Annotated in this window: 16 protein-coding genes and 2 tRNA genes; 6 read left to right on the plus strand and 12 right to left on the minus strand. The window is 68.4% G+C overall.

Annotated elements, in window-relative coordinates; all coding sequences use genetic code 11:
- The first annotated feature begins 64 nt into the window (after positions 1 to 64).
- A complete protein-coding gene (locus BKA02_RS03275; RefSeq protein ID WP_179431273.1) occupies positions 65 to 1018 on the plus strand; it encodes a LysR family transcriptional regulator in 954 nt (317 codons plus the stop codon).
- 58 nt (positions 1019 to 1076) lie between these two features.
- On the opposite strand, the gene BKA02_RS03280 is transcribed toward BKA02_RS03275, so the two are convergent.
- Together BKA02_RS03280 and BKA02_RS03285 are read right to left on the minus strand one after the other, a co-directional pair.
- Positions 1077 to 1149, minus strand: a tRNA-Arg gene (locus BKA02_RS03280).
- A gap of 85 nt (positions 1150 to 1234) precedes the next feature.
- Positions 1235 to 1834 carry an asparagine synthase gene (locus BKA02_RS03285; RefSeq protein ID WP_179431275.1) on the minus strand — a complete coding sequence of 200 codons (600 nt, stop codon included), beginning with the start codon at positions 1832 to 1834 and terminating at the stop codon, positions 1235 to 1237.
- Positions 1835 to 1963: 129 nt separating this feature from the next.
- Between BKA02_RS03285 and BKA02_RS03290 the strand changes: the two genes are divergently transcribed.
- On the plus strand, positions 1964 to 2824 hold the full coding sequence (locus tag BKA02_RS03290; RefSeq protein ID WP_179431277.1) for an SDR family NAD(P)-dependent oxidoreductase: 861 nt from the start codon (positions 1964 to 1966) through the stop codon (positions 2822 to 2824).
- Positions 2825 to 3002: 178 nt separating this feature from the next.
- On the opposite strand, the gene BKA02_RS03295 is transcribed toward BKA02_RS03290, so the two are convergent.
- Both BKA02_RS03295 and BKA02_RS03300 read right to left on the minus strand, forming a co-directional pair.
- Positions 3003 to 3314, minus strand: coding sequence for a hypothetical protein (locus tag BKA02_RS03295; RefSeq protein WP_179431279.1), 312 nt, complete (start codon positions 3312 to 3314; stop codon positions 3003 to 3005).
- Positions 3315 to 3613: 299 nt separating this feature from the next.
- Positions 3614 to 3704, minus strand: a tRNA-Ser gene (locus BKA02_RS03300).
- 138 nt (positions 3705 to 3842) lie between these two features.
- On the opposite strand from BKA02_RS03300, the gene BKA02_RS03305 reads away from it, so the two are divergent.
- The gene (locus BKA02_RS03305) at positions 3843 to 4616 is read left to right on the plus strand and encodes a hypothetical protein (protein WP_179431281.1); all 774 of its coding nucleotides are present in this window, start codon (positions 3843 to 3845) and stop codon (positions 4614 to 4616) included.
- 29 nt (positions 4617 to 4645) lie between these two features.
- On the opposite strand, the gene cydC is transcribed toward BKA02_RS03305, so the two are convergent.
- From cydC to BKA02_RS03325, 4 genes are read right to left on the minus strand one after another with little or no spacing between them, the layout of a single operon-like run.
- The gene (gene cydC, locus BKA02_RS03310) at positions 4646 to 6298 is read right to left on the minus strand and encodes a thiol reductant ABC exporter subunit CydC (protein WP_179431283.1); all 1653 of its coding nucleotides are present in this window, start codon (positions 6296 to 6298) and stop codon (positions 4646 to 4648) included.
- A complete protein-coding gene (gene cydD, locus BKA02_RS03315; RefSeq protein ID WP_179431285.1) occupies positions 6295 to 7917 on the minus strand; it encodes a thiol reductant ABC exporter subunit CydD in 1623 nt (540 codons plus the stop codon). Before cydD ends, cydC begins: the two co-directional genes overlap by 4 nt.
- A complete protein-coding gene (gene cydB, locus BKA02_RS03320; protein WP_179431287.1) occupies positions 7914 to 8939 on the minus strand; it encodes a cytochrome d ubiquinol oxidase subunit II in 1026 nt (341 codons plus the stop codon). The genes cydD and cydB overlap by 4 nt, the downstream gene beginning before the upstream one ends.
- 11 nt (positions 8940 to 8950) lie before the next feature.
- Entirely contained in the window at positions 8951 to 10366 is a 1416-nt protein-coding gene (locus BKA02_RS03325; protein WP_179431289.1) for a cytochrome ubiquinol oxidase subunit I, read from the minus strand.
- 160 nt (positions 10367 to 10526) lie between these two features.
- On the opposite strand from BKA02_RS03325, the gene BKA02_RS03330 reads away from it, so the two are divergent.
- From BKA02_RS03330 to BKA02_RS03340, 3 genes are all read left to right on the plus strand, one after another.
- Positions 10527 to 11036, plus strand: a complete 510-nt coding sequence (locus BKA02_RS03330) for a MogA/MoaB family molybdenum cofactor biosynthesis protein (RefSeq protein WP_179431291.1) — start codon at positions 10527 to 10529, stop codon at positions 11034 to 11036.
- A complete protein-coding gene (locus BKA02_RS03335) occupies positions 11033 to 11464 on the plus strand; it encodes a molybdenum cofactor biosynthesis protein MoaE (protein ID WP_179431293.1) in 432 nt (143 codons plus the stop codon). The genes BKA02_RS03330 and BKA02_RS03335 overlap by 4 nt, the downstream gene beginning before the upstream one ends.
- A 294-nt stretch (positions 11465 to 11758) precedes the next feature.
- Positions 11759 to 12478 (plus strand): TetR/AcrR family transcriptional regulator C-terminal domain-containing protein, encoded by a 720-nt coding sequence (locus BKA02_RS03340; protein WP_179431295.1) that lies wholly within the window; start codon positions 11759 to 11761, stop codon positions 12476 to 12478.
- 15 nt (positions 12479 to 12493) lie between these two features.
- Here BKA02_RS03340 and BKA02_RS03345 read toward each other — a convergent pair whose 3' ends face one another.
- The 4 genes from BKA02_RS03345 to BKA02_RS03360 are packed head-to-tail and all read right to left on the minus strand — an operon-like array spanning position 12494 to position 16564.
- On the minus strand, positions 12494 to 13024 hold the full coding sequence (locus BKA02_RS03345) for a TRAP transporter small permease subunit (RefSeq protein WP_179431297.1): 531 nt from the start codon (positions 13022 to 13024) through the stop codon (positions 12494 to 12496).
- Between the two features lie 5 nt (positions 13025 to 13029).
- Positions 13030 to 14388: a TRAP transporter large permease gene (locus BKA02_RS03350; RefSeq protein WP_179431299.1), complete on the minus strand. Its 1359-nt coding sequence runs from the start codon at positions 14386 to 14388 to the stop codon at positions 13030 to 13032.
- A gap of 31 nt (positions 14389 to 14419) precedes the next feature.
- On the minus strand, positions 14420 to 15502 hold the full coding sequence (gene dctP / locus BKA02_RS03355) for a TRAP transporter substrate-binding protein DctP (protein WP_179431301.1): 1083 nt from the start codon (positions 15500 to 15502) through the stop codon (positions 14420 to 14422).
- Positions 15503 to 15541: 39 nt separating this feature from the next.
- Positions 15542 to 16564: a glutamate cyclase domain-containing protein gene (locus BKA02_RS03360; RefSeq protein WP_179431303.1), complete on the minus strand. Its 1023-nt coding sequence runs from the start codon at positions 16562 to 16564 to the stop codon at positions 15542 to 15544.
- Positions 16565 to 16581: the final 17 nt, after the last annotated feature.

Raw genomic sequence — 16581 nt, forward strand, 5'->3', positions numbered from 1 at the left:
ACGCTAGGAAGGAGCGGCGCATTACTCCAATGCATTGTTCCGCTTGTATTGATAGCATGAACGTATGAACCTGGATCAGCTGCGTGGATTCGTCGCGATCGCCCGCACGGGCCATTTCACCCGCGCCGCGGAGCAACTGCACCTGGCCCAGCCGTCACTGAGCCGGCAGATCTCCACGCTCGAGCAGGAGCTGGGTGCCGAGGTATTCCACCGGGCGCGGGGGAACATCGCGCTCACCGCCGCCGGCGAGGCGCTGCTCCCGCGCGCGCGGCGCATGCTCGCCGAGGCCGATGCCGTGCGCGAAGACATGTCAGAGCTGCGGGGGCTGCGCAGCGGGCGGGTGCGCCTGGGCGCTCCGCCCACTCTCTGCCTGAGCATCGTCGCCGAAGCCGTCACCGACTTCCACGCCGCGCATCCGGGCGTCGAACTGCAGCTCGTGGAAGGCGGCTCGCGTCTGCTGCTGGACCAGCTGGCGGTCGGCGCCATCGATTTCGCCCTGATCACCGCATCCGACGAGGCTCCCGCTCCGGGCGTCAGCCTCACCCGCACGCCGCTGCTCGCGGAGGAGCTCGTCGTCGTCGCCTCCGCGCACGGGCACTTGCTGCCACACCGCGAGGGGGCGCCGCCCGCCGAAATCGACCTAGAGACACTGAGCACACTGCCGCTGGTGGCCTTCGCCGAGAGCTACAGCCTGCGCGCCACGGCGGATGCGGCCTTCCGAGCGGCCGGGCTCACCCCCTCGCCCATCATCGAGGGCGCTGAGATGGATACCGTGCTGCGCTTCGTGGAGCGGGGACTGGGCGTCGCGCTCGTTCCCGCCATGGTGCTGCACGACCGGCCGGGCCTGCGCTCGGCCCGCCTCATCGCCCCGCGACTGGAGCGCACAGTAAGCCTCGCGCATCGCACCGATGTCACCCCGCCGCGCGCGGCCGAGGCCATGCGCCAGGCGATCATCGCCACGGCCGCGGGCCTCGTCGAACGCGACCCGGCGACGCGGCTCCTGCTCGAGCGCAGGTGAGACGACGAATCCCCCGCCGCTTCCGCGAGGGGGGATCGTCTACTGTCTCAACACAGTGTGCGCCTGGAGGGACTCGAACCCCCAACCTTCTGATCCGTAGTCAGATGCTCTATCCATTGAGCTACAGGCGCAGGCCGCCTTGCGGGCGCCTCCCGCTCGCGCGGGCCTCGTCAACAATACCCCACGCCAGACCCTGAAGCGAATCCGCGAGGCCGCTCAGTCCGCGGCATTCGCGGAGGTGTCGACAGTGGTCTTCTCGGCCTTCTGCTCGCGTTTGCGGCGTACCCGCTGCTGCGACGACAGCGCCTGAAGATCGACGAGGCGCAACGCCTGCATCCGCGCATCCCGCATGCTCTCGTAGTCGGGATCCTGATCGGGTCGCATGCCTTCCACAGCGAGGCGCCGCTGCAGGTTGTTGGCGACATCCGCCCACGCCGCGCCTCGCGCGTGCTCGACGAGATCGCGCAGCGCCATCGGGTCGTCGGCCAGCTCCCGCAGCTTGGCCGCCACTCCCAGCGACTGCTTCGCGCGCCGCTTGAGGTTGCGCACATCGCGGTCGCGGTAATCGTGCGTGCCGGCGGGGTCGGAGTATCGGCCGTGCGCGCGCTTGCGCATCGACGTGGCCAGCTCCGCAGCCTGCTCCGACTCGACGGCGAGCGCGATCACGGCGTCGCGGGCGTCGTTCATGTACCGCTCGACGTCGAAGGAACCACCTCGCGCGATCGTTCCGACGAGGATGTGATTGCGCACCGTCAGGCGCGCGGCGGACGTGGCGATGGCGACACCCTCGGCGATCGCATCCGCAGTCCGTCCCACCGCACCCTCCTCGTGATCGAGGGTACCCGTTCCCCCCGACGCGCGAGTGGGAGAAAATAGGGACAGTGCGCCGCGGCACGGATGCCCGGCGCGAGGACGACGCGCACCCGACGCGTCAGAGGGAGCACCATGCGACGCCTTCAGGTCGCCGGACGCACGAGCGTCATCACCGGATCCGCGAGCGGCATGGGTGCCGACGTTGCACGCAATCTCGCCGCACGCGGCGCGCATCTCGCGCTCATCGACCGCGACGGCGAGAAGCTCGAGGGCCTCGCCGCCGAGATCCGCTCCGCCCATCCCGCGGTCACGGTGACGACGCACACCGTCGATCTGCGCGACGACGATGCCGTCGCCGACACGGCCGCGGACATCGTCTCGGCGCATCCGGGTGTGCAGACGCTCATCACCTGCGCGGGGTCGTCGATGCTCGGATCCCTCGATCAGCTGACGATGGAGGAGATGCGCTGGCTCATGGACGTGAACCTGTGGGGCACCGTCTCGATCACGCAGGCCCTGCTGCCCGCGCTGCGGCGAGCGCCCGATGCCCACATCACGCACATGGCCAGCGTGTACGCGCTGGCGGCACCGGCGGGACGCATCCCTTACGCGATGAGCAAGTTCGCCGTGCGCGCGTTCTCGGAAGCGCTGCGACACGAGCTGGAAGAGACCTCGGTCACCGTCGGAGCGGTGTACCCGGCCGGGGTGCGCACCGGCATCATCCTGCACGGGAGATACGCGGGCGCGATCGATCCGGCGGTCGCCGCGCGCGCGGCCGCCGCCCAGGCCGCGATGTACCACACCGACCCGGCCGATGCCGCTGAGCGGATCGTGCAGGGAACGATCCGGCGCAAGGCACGCACGATGATCGGGCGGGAATCGCGGCTGATCGACACGCTCGTGCGTGCGACGCCCGTGCACTACTGGCGCGCGATGCGCGGTCCGCTGCGCGAGGCGATCGACACGACCACCCCGATGCCGGGGGTGCGCTGAGCGGTTCCACGACGCGAACGGGTCGCGCGGCGCGCCTCGGTCGGCGGAAGTCAGCCCTGTCGGTGGGGTTCCCCCTCCACCTCGCCGGTGGCCGGAGGTGCACTCCGCCTGTGCGGGGACGATACGGCGATTCGCATGCACCCTGCGGATTCTGCGCCGGGACGCGGTCGCGCACCCGTCACTCGAGCAGACGGTCGCCGCTGTTCCAGCGGCGCACCGCGCGGCGTGCGGACGCCGCCGTGTCGTGGCGGGAGCGGCGTCGCTCGGCACGGTGGGCGCCACCGGCGTGGCACATTTCGCAGGGGCAGACGAAGGTGCCGGTGAACAGGAAGATCCACCGACAGCGCGTCGTCGCGCGCCAGTCACCGACGCCGTGCCCGCGAGGCGGAAGGTCGCACTCGCCCGTGGCGTGATTGTGATCGGCGACGGCGGCGAGATCGCCGCGGACGATGCGAACGGGAACGGGAACGTGGGCGTCTGTGCGAGACACGGGAACCTCCGAGGCTGAACGCCCCTGCCCGCGGCCCTCGGCGAGGACGAACAGGGGCTACGGCAATCGCCGTAGCCTGAAGGTCTCGTCGTATCCGTGCATGCGCCCAGTCTGCCACGGTTCGCGCGCTCATCCCCTCTGCGAGACGGGCTTCCCGAGCCGGTTGGCTCTCGTGTCCAGCACGAGGCGTCGCCAGACTCTGTGGCCGATAACCCTAATCCCGTTCCGCGCCCCGCCCTCCGGACATGACGAAGGCCCCGCCTCCCCAATGTTTTCTATGGGAGTCGGGGCCTTCGATTTGGCGGTGACGGTGGGATTTGAACCCACGGTAGGGGGTTACCCTACACAACTTTTCGAGAGTTGCACCTTCGGCCGCTCGGACACGTCACCGCAGACAAGTTTACGGGACGATCGCCCCGCGCGCGAATCACGCTCCCGCCGCCCCTGCACCCGCTCACAACGCGAGTTAGGATTACCTAAGAACCTGATGCCGGAGAGCCAGCCAATCCGCACGAGAGGAGCGCCGCCATGCCGTTCATCCGCTCGCACGCCCTGGACGAGACGGGCTACGTCGTGCTCGACCGCTACGACCAGCACGCCGACCCGGCGGAGTGGCTCGACCTCGACTACGTGCCCTGGCGCTCCTCCGGCATCACGCGCTTCGCCCCGCTGACGAGCTACGCGGGCGATCTCGACTGCAACGGCTTCTGGAATCACACGCCCCCGCGCACCGACAAGGACGGCGTGTGGATCGAGGAGCAGGTGCGCAAGGCCCCGGTGCTCGCGCGACGGGCATCCGAACCGGGCGCGAACATCGGCCGCTGCCGTGTCATCGAACTGCAGCCCAACACCTACGCCGACGCGATCTACAACCTGCACCAGGACGACAACAATCGCCTCAACGCCGAAGGCACCGGCTGGGTGGTGCGCGCCTTCTTCAACCTCACCGACGACTCCGATTCGCTGCTCATCCTGCGCCAGGATCGCTTCGACCCGGCGAGCGAGGTGCGCCTCCCCCTCGAACCCGGCTCACGCATCATCGTCGACACCCAGCGCTTCTGGCACGCCGTGTGGCACCCGGGCGACGCCCCGCGCTACGCGCTGATCACGTCGTGGACGTCGGGCCCCGAGCTCGACGCCTACATCGCCGCCGGCCACGGCGATCCGCACGCCGCCACGGTCGAGCTCGACCAGCAGACCGTCGACGACGCGCAACTCGAACTGCATCGGCGCATCGAAGAGCGCCGCCGGGCGTTCGAGGCACAGGGCATCGTCATGGAGCCGCCCGCACCGCTGGGCTGAACCGCGCGCGGCCGTTCGTCAGCGGCCGCTCACACGGTGCGTCCGGCCTCGATACGCACGATTCGGTCGACCATGCCCTCCGGCGGCGCGACGTGCGAGATCAGCAGCACCGACTGCTCGCCCGCAGCATCCAACAGGTCGCGCAGCAGCGCATCGGATGCCTCGGGATCGACGCCGGCGGTCGGCTCGTCGAGCACGAGCACGGGGAATCCCCGCAGCAGGGCCCGGGCCAGCGCGATGCGCTGCGCCTGCCCGCCAGAGACCAGCGCTCCCCGGTCGCCGACCCGGGCATCCAGTCCGCCGCGCTCGCGCACCCAGTCGCCGAGCCCCACACGTCCGAGCACCGCGAGCAGGTCGTCATCGGTGGCGGTGTCGCGCGCGAAAAGCAGGTTCTGCCTGATGTCCTCATCGAAGAGCTGCGGATGCTGTTCGCACAGCCCGATCGTGCAACGCAGCGCGGGGCCGCTGAGGTCGGCGGCATCCGTATCGCCCACGACGTACTCGCCGTCCGCACGCAGGAAGCCGACGAGCACCGAGGCGAGCGAGCTCTTGCCCGCCCCGCTCGGACCCGACACGAGCACACGCTCCCCGGGCGCGAGATCGAGCGAGACGCCGCGCAGCGCGGGCGCCCCGCCGGGCCAGGATGCGTGCACATCCCGCAGGCGCAGTGCGGTGCCGGTCGGGGCGTCGTCGGATCCGGCATCCGGGCGGAGCTCGCCCGGCATCTCCGACGGCAGCGCGCCGACGATGCGCTCAGCACTCGCGCGCACGTTCCGCCACGACGAGGCGGCAACCGGAACCGCCCCGAACACCTCGAACACGACCATCGGCACGAGCACGACCACGGCGAGCCACGGGCCATCGATCGCCCCGGTCACAAAGCCGGGCGATGCGGCCACCACGGCCCACGCCGAGGCGAGCCCGGCGAGCAGCGAGACGACGCCCGCCGCGATCGCCTGCGCCAGCGATGCGCGCGACACGGTACGGCGCACCGCCGCGTCAGCCCGCTCGATCCGCTCACGCGCCTCGTCTTCGGCGCCGTAGGCGAGGAGCACATCGAGGCTGCCCAGATAGTCGACGAGCGATGCCGACAGCTCGGCGCGATCGCGCGAGACCCGCTCCTCTGCGCGGGAGCCGAAGATCCGGCCGAGCCCGATCGCCACGGCGGCCGCGGTGAGCAGGCACGCGGCGAGCACGAGGGCGGCGGGCGGCGAGACGACCGCGATGAACACCACCGACCCGATCGCCACGACGCCGGCGACGGCGAGAGGCTGCACGACGCGCAGCGGAAGGTTCTGCAGGTTCTCCACATCGTCGACGAGCGCCGACAGCATCCGGCCGCGATCGGCCCGCCCGAGGCCGGCCGGCGAGAGCGGGATGAGCCGGCGCACCATGTCGGACCGCGTCGTCGCCAGTTGGCGCAGCGCGGCGTCGTGCCCGGCCAGCCGTTCGAGATAGCGGAACACGGCGCGCGAGACCGCGAAGAAGCGCACGCCGACGATGGCGACCGACAGCGGCACGAGCGAGTCGACGATCGATGCGCTGACGATCAGCCAGCCGCTGACGGCGAGCAGCGATACGGCGGCCGCGGACGAGAGCACCCCCCAGATGAGCCCGGGAAGGAATCGCCGCATCGGCGGCTGCGCCAGACGCAAGATGCTGCGGACCGTCGCCGCGGTCATGCGCTCACTCCCAGGGGGACAACCTGGTCGGCGATGTCTCGCGCCGTTCGGCGATGCGAGACGAGCAGGATCGTGGCGCCTGCGTCGGCGCGGTCGCGGAGCGCACGCCACAGGCGCGACTCGGTGTCGGCATCCAGCGCGCTCGAGGGCTCGTCGAGCACGAGGATGCGGGCCGGGCCTGCCGCGTGGCGGTACAGCGCCCGCGCGACGGCCACCCGCTGCGCCTGCCCGCCCGAGAGTCCGCCGCCCTGCACGCCGAGCTCCTGCGCCGGGTCGATGTCATCGGCGCAGGCGTCGCGCAGGGCGTCACGGACGGCATCGGCATCCGGAGCGCTGCCGAGGGAGACGTTCGCCGCGACGGTGCCGCGCAGCAGACCCGGTACCTGGCCCGCCCACGCGAGCCAGTCCGCCGCAGCGAGCGTGCGCACGTCGACGCCGCGGACGCTCGCCTCGCCTTCGAACGCGGCCGCACCGCGCAGCGCAGCGATGAGACTCGACTTGCCCGATCCGCTGGGCCCCTCCAGGAGCGTGATCGTGCCGGGCTCCGCGATGAGCGAGCCGGGCGGGAGGAGGCGCTCGCCGTGCCGCACGCGCACGTCGGCGAGGGTGAGAGCCGGTGCAGAGAGGTCGCCGTGTCTCGCCTCGCTCCGCTGGTTCAACGACCGAGGGGCGTCCTGCGCGGCGTCGAGCACCGCGAACACATCGTCGGTCGCGGCCACTCCCTCGGCGGCGGCGTGGAACTGCACGCCCACCTGGCGGATCGGCAGGAACGCCTCGGGGGCGAGCAGCAGCACGAACAACCCGACCTCGAGTGTCAGGTCTCCGGCGAGCAGCCGGAACCCCACCGCCACGGCGATCAGCGCCACGGCGAGCGAGGCGAGCAGCTCCATCGCGAACCCCGACAGGAAGGAGAACCGCAGCACGGTCATCGTCTCGCGGCGGTACTGATCGGCCGTCGCCTCGATCTGCGCGGCAGCCCTCCGCTCCCGCCCGAACAGCCGCAGCGTCGCAAGGCCCTGCACGGTGTCGGCGAACCGCGCAGCAAGATGCTGCAGCGTCTGCCACTGCCTGCGCTGCACGGTGCGCGTGGCGACTCCGATGAGGACCATGAACACGGGGATCAGCGGCAGCGTGATGACTGCGATGAGGCCGCTCTGCCAGTCCTGCCACCACATGACGGCGACGATCACGGGCGTCGCGATCACCGTGAGCACGAGCTGCGAAATGTACTTCGCGAAGTACGCATCCAGCGCCTCGAGTCCGTGCCCGGCCGTGACCGCCAGCGCCGCCCGGTTGCGCGCGGCGAGCCATCCGGGGCCCAGCGCCCCGATCGCCCGGATCAGCGCCCGGCGCAGCTGCGCACCCGTGGCCGCCGCCGCCCGCATCCCGGCGACATCGGATGCGGCGATCAGCGCACCCCGCAGCAGCGCGAGGGCGAGCATCCACACCACGGATGCGAGCACCGGGCGCCCGGCGATGGCGCCGGTGACGGCATCCGTGAGGAACCATGCGAACGCGACGACGACGGCGGTCTGCAGCACGCCGAGCGCCGCGGCGAGCGCGAAGAACCCCCGCGCGGCCGCGGCGTAGCTGAGAAGGCGCGGATCGACGGGTTTCACGCGTGCGCGGCCGCTCCCTCGATCGAGGTGCGGGTCACGCGCTTGCGGAACACCCAGTACGTCCACCCCTGGTACAGGAGCACGAGCGGCAGGGCGACCAGCGCCGTCCAGCTCATGATCTGCAGGGTGTACTCGGTGCTCGAGGCGTTCTCGATCGTGAGGCTGAAGGCCGGATCGATCGTCGAGGGCAGCACGTTCGGGAACAGTGCCGCGAACAGAGTGACCACCGCGAACAGGGTGGTCAGCGCGCCGAACGCGAACGCCCAGCCCTCGCGCCCCCGCAGGTTCGAGACGATCGAGAGCACGAGCGACACGGCGGCGAGCGCGGCCAGCACGAGCACGACGACCGAGAAGTGCGCGATCACCGTCCAGATGAGGAACGCGGCGGCGACGACGAGGGTCGCCAGTCCCGCGCGCAGGGCGAGCCGACGGGCATCTGCGCGCAGTTGACCGTCGGTCTTCAGGGCGACGAACGTGACCCCGTGCGTGAAGAACAGCAGCAGAGTGGTGAGTCCGCCCAGCAGCGCGTAGCCGTTGAGCAGGTCGAACAGGGTGCCGGTGTAGACGTGCCGCTCGTCCAGCGCGACGCCCTGGACGATGTTCGCGAAGGCGACGCCCCAGAGGAACGCGGGCACGGCCGATCCGATCACGATCATCCGGTCGAAGCCGGCCTTCCACCGCTCGCTCTTGCCTTGATGCCGGTACTCGAACGACACGCCACGCAGGATGAGGGCGAGCAGGATGAGCAGCAGCGCGAGGTAAAAGCCGCTGAACAGCGAGGCGTACCACTCCGGGAACGAGGCGAACAGGCACGCGCCGGCGACGATGAGCCAGGTCTCGTTGAGATCCCACACCGGGCCGATCGTGTTGATGATCTGCCGTCGCGTGACGTCGTCCGTGTTCTTGCCGACGCCGCCGAGGAACGGCAGCGACATGCCGACGCCGAAGTCGAAGCCGTCGAGCACGAAGTAGCCGACGAAGAGGAAGGCGATGATGCCGAACCAGAGTGTTGCGAGATCCATGTCCACACCTCTCAGTACACGGCCGACGGCAGCGGGGCCGACTCGTCTGCGGGCTTCTCTTCGGTATCGGGCCCCTTCTGCGCGGCCTTCACGATGAGGCGCACCTCGACCACGGCGAGTGCGGCGTAGATCGCGGTGAACGCGATGAGCGAGATGAGCACTTCGAGCCCGCTCGTGCCCGGCGAGACGCCGTCACGCGTGCTCATGAGGCCGAACACGATCCATGGCTGCCTGCCCATCTCGGTGAACACCCATCCGACGATGTTCGCGAGCAGAGCGAGAGGGAACGACCAGATCGCAAGCTTCCACATCCACGGGGCGACCGGCCGCTTCGCGCCCTTTCGGGTGACCCAGAGGCCAGCGAGGGCGACGAGCGCGTGGGCCATTCCCAGGCCGATCATCCAGCGGAACGCCCAGTAGGTGATCCACAGCACGGGGGCAAAGTTGTCGATGCCGAGGTCGGCGTACGTCGTGGCGTACTCGGCGTTCAGGTCGTTGATGCCGTGCACGCACGCGTCGAGGGTGTGGGTCGACAACAGTGAGAGCAGGTACGGCACGCGGATCGAGAACAGCTCGGACAACCCGTCGGGCGTGCCGAGCGTGAACAGGCTGAAGGAGGCATCCGGGCCGCAGACCGTGTTGAACGTCGCTTCGGCGGCGGCCATCTTCATCGGCTGCGCGGCGTACATCGCCAGCCCCAGCTGATCTCCCGACAGCACGATCCCGGCCGTCGAGACGAGCATGCTCCACAGGCCGAACTTCAGCGAGACGCGCATGGTGTCCGCGTGCTGGCCGCGGTAGAGGTGCCACGCCGAGACCGAGATGATCACACCGGCGGCGAACATGAACGCGCCGAAGATCGTGTGCGGGAACGCGGCGAGCGCGACGGGGTTCGTCAGCAGCGCCCAGAAGTCGACGAGCTCGGCGCGGTTGGTGACGGGGTTGTACTCGTAGCCGACCGGGTTCTGCATGAACGCGTTGGCGGCGATGATGAAATATGCCGACAGCGTGCTGCCGATCGCGACGCACCAGATGGATGCCAGGTGCAGCTTCTGCGGCAGTTTGTCCCAGCCGAAGATCCACACGCCGATGAACGTCGCCTCGAAGAAGAAGGCCAGCAGACCCTCGAAGGCGAGCGGCGCGCCGAACACGTCGCCGACGAAGCGCGAGTAGTCCGACCAGTTCATGCCGAACTGGAACTCCTGCACGATTCCGGTCACCACGCCCATGGCGAAGTTGATGAGGAAGATCTTGCCGAAGAAGCGGGTGAGGTGCAGGTAGTGCACCTTGGCGGTGCGCACCCACGCGGTCTGGAAGATCGCGGCGGCGAGGGCCATGCCGATCGTGAGCGGCACGAACAGGTAGTGATAGACGGTGGTCAGGCCGAACTGCCAGCGCGACAGGACGAGCGGGTCGAGCCACTCCACGTGCCATCGCCTCCTCTCGGTGCGCGGTTGCGCTCGGCCCCATTATGACCCGCGGTTCACGCCGAAAAGCACGTTTCAACAGCTCTTCCACCCGGATGCCGATAGGCATTCCGGATCGTCTCGATCCGGATCCGGGATGCAGGCTGAGTAGGCTGAGGCCATGCATGCCCCCGCCCCTGCTGATGCCGCCGCAGACCTGCGCGCCGCGGTGGTCACGGTCTCGGACCGCTCGGCGGCGGGGATGCGCGCCGACGGCGGCGGACCGGTTGCGGTCGAGGCTCTGCGCGAGGCCGGCTTCACGTGCGATGAGGCCGCGATCGTGCCCGACGGCGCCGACAGCGTCGAGGGGGCGCTGCGCGCAGCGATCGACGCCGGGGCGCGCCTCATCGTCACCACCGGCGGCACCGGCATCGGCCCGCGCGACGAGACTCCGGAGGGCACGGCGCGTGTGATCGAGCGGGCCGTGCCCGGCATCGCCGACGAGCTGCGCCGACAGAGCGTCGCGATCACTCCGGCGGGGTTGCTCTCGCGCGGCATCGCCGGCATCGCCGGCACCGCGCTCATCGTCAACCTGCCCGGCTCGCCCAAAGCCGTCGCCGAGGGGATGCCCGTCATCCTCGGCATCGCCGCCCACGCCCTCGGGCAGCTCACCGGAGAGGATCACCCATGAGCATCCGCATCGCCCGCATCCGCGACGAGGCCCTGTCGATCCAGGAGCACCTCGACGCCGTCGACGACGCCACCGCGGGCGCTGTGGCGACCTTCATCGGCCGCGTGCGCGATCACGACCCGGAGGCATCGACCGACGTCGTCGCACTCGAGTACACCGGGCATCCGGATGCGGAGAAGACCCTCGCCGGCATCGCCCAGAAGGCGATCGATGAGGCCGGGGGCGACGCCATCGTCGCCGTGAGCCATCGCATCGGAAAGCTCGGCGTCGGCGATCTCGCCGTGGTCATCGCCGTCGCCTCCTCCCATCGCGACGAGGCGTTCACGGTCTGCCGCGACGTCATCGAGACGATAAAGCGCGAGCTGCCCATCTGGAAGCGCCAGTTCGAATCCGACGGCACCGGCGCGTGGAAGGGCATCGGCGGCTGACCGTCGATACCGCACGCCCATCCCCGCCTCGGGTCAAGCGAACCGGGGGACCGTATTCGGCGACCGTCGCGTCGGCGGTGACCGGTCACACCCTCTACCCGCGCCTGCGCCTGCGCCACGAGGATCCGGGACGCAGCCGCCCTCGTTGAGTCGCTGCAGGCGCTCACGCACGGCGTTCGCGTGTAGATCCGCGCCCTCAGAGGGTGGGGCGTGCCGACCACGACTATAGATAACGTACATTGTATTTTAGCAATGTACATAGTCGACGTTCTACTCACGAGGAGTGGATGAATCGTGACCCCGGAACCATCTGACCCGCCCGATGAGCACAAAATCGATTCGGATTCGCCCGTGAAGCGACCGACCCGCAGGCAGAAAGTCACCATCACGGTGAACGAACTCGTCGATCAGAGCATCGTTCACTTGTCCGAACAGGGCCTATCGAAGTTCTCGATCCGCTCCATAGCCGCTCAGCTCTCGTTGTCCCCGATGTCGGTGTATCGATTCGTCAGCTCCAAGGACGAGTTGCTCGACCTCGTGCTGCTGCGTGTGCTGTCTCGGATCGAGATTCCGGTCACCTTCGAGCCGGAGTGGGAAGAACGCATCATCTCGATCATGTCCGCATGGCGCGAGATGCTCCTGACTCATGCCGAGATCGTTCCGCTCCTCTTGGAACGGCCGATACCGCGCGGCTCAGAAGGGCTCGCTCGCCTGCAAGAGGCGATTCTTGCCAACCTGGACGCCGCGGGCATCTCCGGTGCTCGAGCAGTGCGCGCCTTCTGGCAGATCTTCGTCCTGGCGGTGGGTCAGGTGATGTTCGATCTTCCCCGCCTCCGGCTCACCGAAGCCGACATGACCGACTACGCAAGCGCTCTCAGCAGCGTCGCCAACGAACGGTCCCTGTCGCGAGTGAGCGAGATGGTGGAAGACCTCGCGAGCATGACGGGCCGCGGCACCTTCAGCGAGACCCTGCGTACTCTCCTGCGCGGGATCAGCATGGAGAATCCGCAGTAGACGCAGCCAGGCCAGCTACTCCAGAGGCAGGGCCGGCGGGGCATCCGTCTGGTCCGTTCCGTCGCGAAGCGCGCGGATGGCTTTGATCAGCGCGACGAGGAGCTCGACGCACAGCACCGCGAGGCCCACCGCGACCGCCAGGCGGCTCGGCCAGGTCGGAATCGTCAGGAGCCCCGTACGCGCTTCGCCGGACTGCAGCGCGGCGTCATAGCTCTGGAATGTCGCCACCGTCATCACCGCGCAGACGATCAATGAGAAGGATATCGCGAAGACATCCACTCCGCGCCGGATCGGCGGGCGCAGACGCTCCACGACGAAGTCGACGCGGATCATTCCACCGAGACGCTGCGTCACGGGCAGTCCCAGGAACACCGCTGCGGCGAGAGAGAGCTCGACGAGCTCGTAGACGCCCGGCATCGAGGACCCGAGGCTCATCCTTATGACCACATCGGCGACCATCATCACCATGATCAGGAGCACGAACGCCGCCGCCAGGATGCCGAAGGCCTTCGCAAGGTAACTGCTGTACACGTTCAGAGTTCGCATGATCGTCAACTCACCATCGCATTCGGGAGGAACAGGACGATGTCAGGCACCATCATGATCAGGATCACGAAGGCCACATCCGCGAGGAGGAAGGGAAGAACTCCGCGGAAGGCGTCCTCCGCACGCACCCCTGGAACGCTCGACGCGATGACGAACGCGTTCATTCCCACCGGCGGGGTCACCATACCGATCTCGATGAGCTTGATCGCAAGGATCCCGAAGACGATCGGGTTGTACCCGAGCGCCTCCACAACGGGGAAGACGACGGGGATGAACACGAGAATGATCGAGATCGAGTCGAGGAACATCCCCAGCGGCACCATGATCAGCAACAGCACGACGACCAGCGTCCAGCCCGGCACCGGCAGGGATCCGGCCCACTCCGCGAACGCCGCCGGAACCCCGAGCCGCACCATCAGGAAGGTCAGGAGAGCTCCGCCGACGACAATGAGGAACACGGAGCTCGTGAGCCGGGTGGACTCCAGCAGCGCGCCTCCCAAAGCGCGCAGCCTCGGGCTCCCGTCCCGCTGACCTGTGAACAGCAGCAGCAGGACGGCGGCGAATGCGCCGATCGCTCCCGCCTCCGTCGCCGTGTAGACGCCGGAGTAGACCCCGACGATCACTATGCCGAACAGGACGGCGACTTTGACGACGCTCCAGTACTTCTTGTTGTCCCACGCCGGCGCGATGGCAACGGGTGGAGACGTCGGGGATGAACGCGCGGCACGTGAGGCGCCTCCTGCGAGTTCGGGACGCCTGGTCGCGAGGATGATCGCGACCAGAGCATAGAGAATCGCGGAAACGATGCCGGGAACCACCCCCGCGATCAGCAGCTGGCCGATGGATGTGCCGGTCACGATGCCGTAGAGCACCAGTGCGACGCTCGGTGGGATCATAATGCCAAGCGTTCCGGCGATGGCGACCGAGCCCGCCGCGAAACGCACGTCGTAGCCATGCGAGCGCATCTCCTCGATCGCGGTCTTTCCGATCGAAGCCACCGTGGCCACGCTCGAACCGGTGATCGCCGCGAAGCCTGCAGAGGCGCTGATACCGGCGATCGCGAGTCCTCCCGGCAGCTTCTTCGTGTGGCGCTCGATCACATCGAACAGGTCACCGGCGAGCCCCGCTCGAGCGGCAAACGCCCCCATCAGCACAAACAGAGGAATCACCGCGAGCGCATAGTCGGCAGTCGATCCGAATGCCGAAGAGCCCAGGGCACGCTCGGCGATCCCCATGCCCGACGCCACTGCAAGGCCGATCGCGGACGTGCCGATCAGGGCGAATGCCACCGGCACCCGCAAACAGATCAGGATGATCAGCAAGATCACCGCTCCCAGGAAGACGGCGAAGGCTGCCGCGCTCATGCGCCGCCTGCCTGCAGCGTGCCTGAGGGGCTCAGAATCGGTCGGCGCACAGTTGGACTCCGTTCTCGGGCGCTTCGCCTTCCGCATCCGCAAGCGCAGCACGGTAGGAGTCCTCGAACTCTTCCGCCGCATCCCCCACACGATCACGCCAGGAGTCGAGGACGGTATCACCGAGCTTCTCGGCCCACGCGTCGACGGCATCGTCGCTCCACATGTAGACCTCGCCTCCAGAGCTCTCGATAGAATCGCACGCCACTGCGTACGCCTCCTCCTCGAAGGTGAAGTACCGCTCGACCGCGAGTGCGGCCTTGTCCGTCATGACGGTCTTGACCTCGTCTGAGAGACCCTCCCAGAGGTCGGCGTTGAGGGCGACGGGGTAGGTCGTCAGCAGGCCCTGGCGCGGGTTGCTGACGTAATCGGCGACCTCGTACAGACCCGCGGTGTCGACGGAGTCGAGAAGGATGCCCGAATACGAATCGACGACGCCACGGTCCAATGCCTCGTACAGCTCGTTGAAGACGATGGACACGGGGTTGGCGCCCACTGCCGCCAAGGTCGTGCTGAACGTCCCCGCTGCTCGGATCGAGCGGCCACGGAGATCCTCCACGGATTCGATCATGGCATCCGATGAACCCAGCAGTGCGTCTCTGGCGGGAAGGAAGAAGAGGGGCATGACGTTGTTCGACGCATACTCGTGCGCGAAGGTGTCGGAGCTCTCGCTGAGCTCCGCGAAGGCGAGCATCGCCGCCCGAGGGTCCTCGACCAGATAGGGAACGCCCGAGATGGACGTCAGTGGCAGTTGGCTCTCGTAGTAGATCCCGGCCACAAGCCCCATGTCGGCGCGCCCCTCTCCGACGCCCTGCAGCGTGTCGTCTGCGGCGAGAAGACTGCCGTCATAGTTGAGGTTGAAGGCGACGGCGCCGTCCGTGGCCTCTGTAACGGCATCCGTCCACCACGCGACCGTCTGCGACAGCGACGAGCTCTTCGGCGTGTACAGGGCAACCGTCAGTGTCTGCTTGTCCGCACTGCCGGAGACCACGCCTCCGCTGCAGCCAGTCGAGACCAGGGCGAGAGTGATGAGCCCCGCGGCGGGGGCAAGACGTCTCTTGTTCATGTCGTGCTCCTTCTTGCGATCAGTGTCCAGTTCTTGCGGTCAGTGTCCGGGTGATTCGAGTGTCGTACTCGCCACAGCGACGAGATCGTTGAGCATCTGCACGTAGGCCCGCTGCGTCAGGAGCGGGACGCCGTCGTCCGCGATCACAGGAACGCCGAGCACGCCGTCCAGCGCGCCGGCGTCGATGCAGGCCCGCAGCATTCGCTCGACCTCTGCGGGTGTGAGCATCGCACTGGCGACTCCCGTGAGATAGGAGACCATGGCGCCGAAGGCATAACCGCCCCAATCCGAGATCGCCGCGACCATGAACAGATCGGCGGGCACCGTCGTGGCGCTGCCGCCGCCGCACTGGCACAGGCATGTCCGCCCAGACGGCATGATGTCCATGACCTCGTCATGAGCCACGCCGAACCCCGCTTCATTGCCGCCGTCGCCGATTCCGAATGTGAGGATGCCCCGCGAGGCTGCGCGGTCGAAGTACTCATCCGGTTTGGTGTGGACCGCGTCGTAGTCAAGGCCAGTGGCGCCGTGGATTATGCCATGGATGTTCGGAGCGAGCTTCTCGATGGCGACGATAACGGCGGGCGAGAGCCTGTCCAGCACATCCTCCGCATGCAGGGCGGCGTCGACACGATCGATCGGGCTCTCCTCCCACGTGACGCAGTGTGCGAGGGGGTCTTCGTGCCGACCGCGAACGTTGAGGCCAGCAGCGCGGACGGTCGCGCGCAATGTGTCCTCGGCCCGCTTTTCCGTGAGGATAGTGACCTCAGCTCCCAGCCCGTAGTCGAGCGCCTTGGCGATGGCGACGGCACCGGGGATACCGTCCACCTCTGCGTTCGGTAGAGCGGGCGGGCCGCCGGCACCGGCGAGGATCACAACGGAGTCCCCCGGACGCACCGTGTCGACGATCCGGCTTGCTGCGAGCGACACCAGCGGACTGTCGTACTTCGCGCGTACCGCGTCGTAGAGCTGGTGGATCACACCGCGCGCCAGATTGCTCTGTGCGGGGCGCATCTCCACCGTCGCGAGGCGATCGATGTATTCGCCGATGATATGCACCATTCATCTTCCGTTCTTCA

It is taken from the genome of Microbacterium pseudoresistens (assembly GCF_013409745.1).
In the GTDB taxonomy this organism is placed as follows: Bacteria; Actinomycetota; Actinomycetes; order Actinomycetales; family Microbacteriaceae; genus Microbacterium; species Microbacterium pseudoresistens.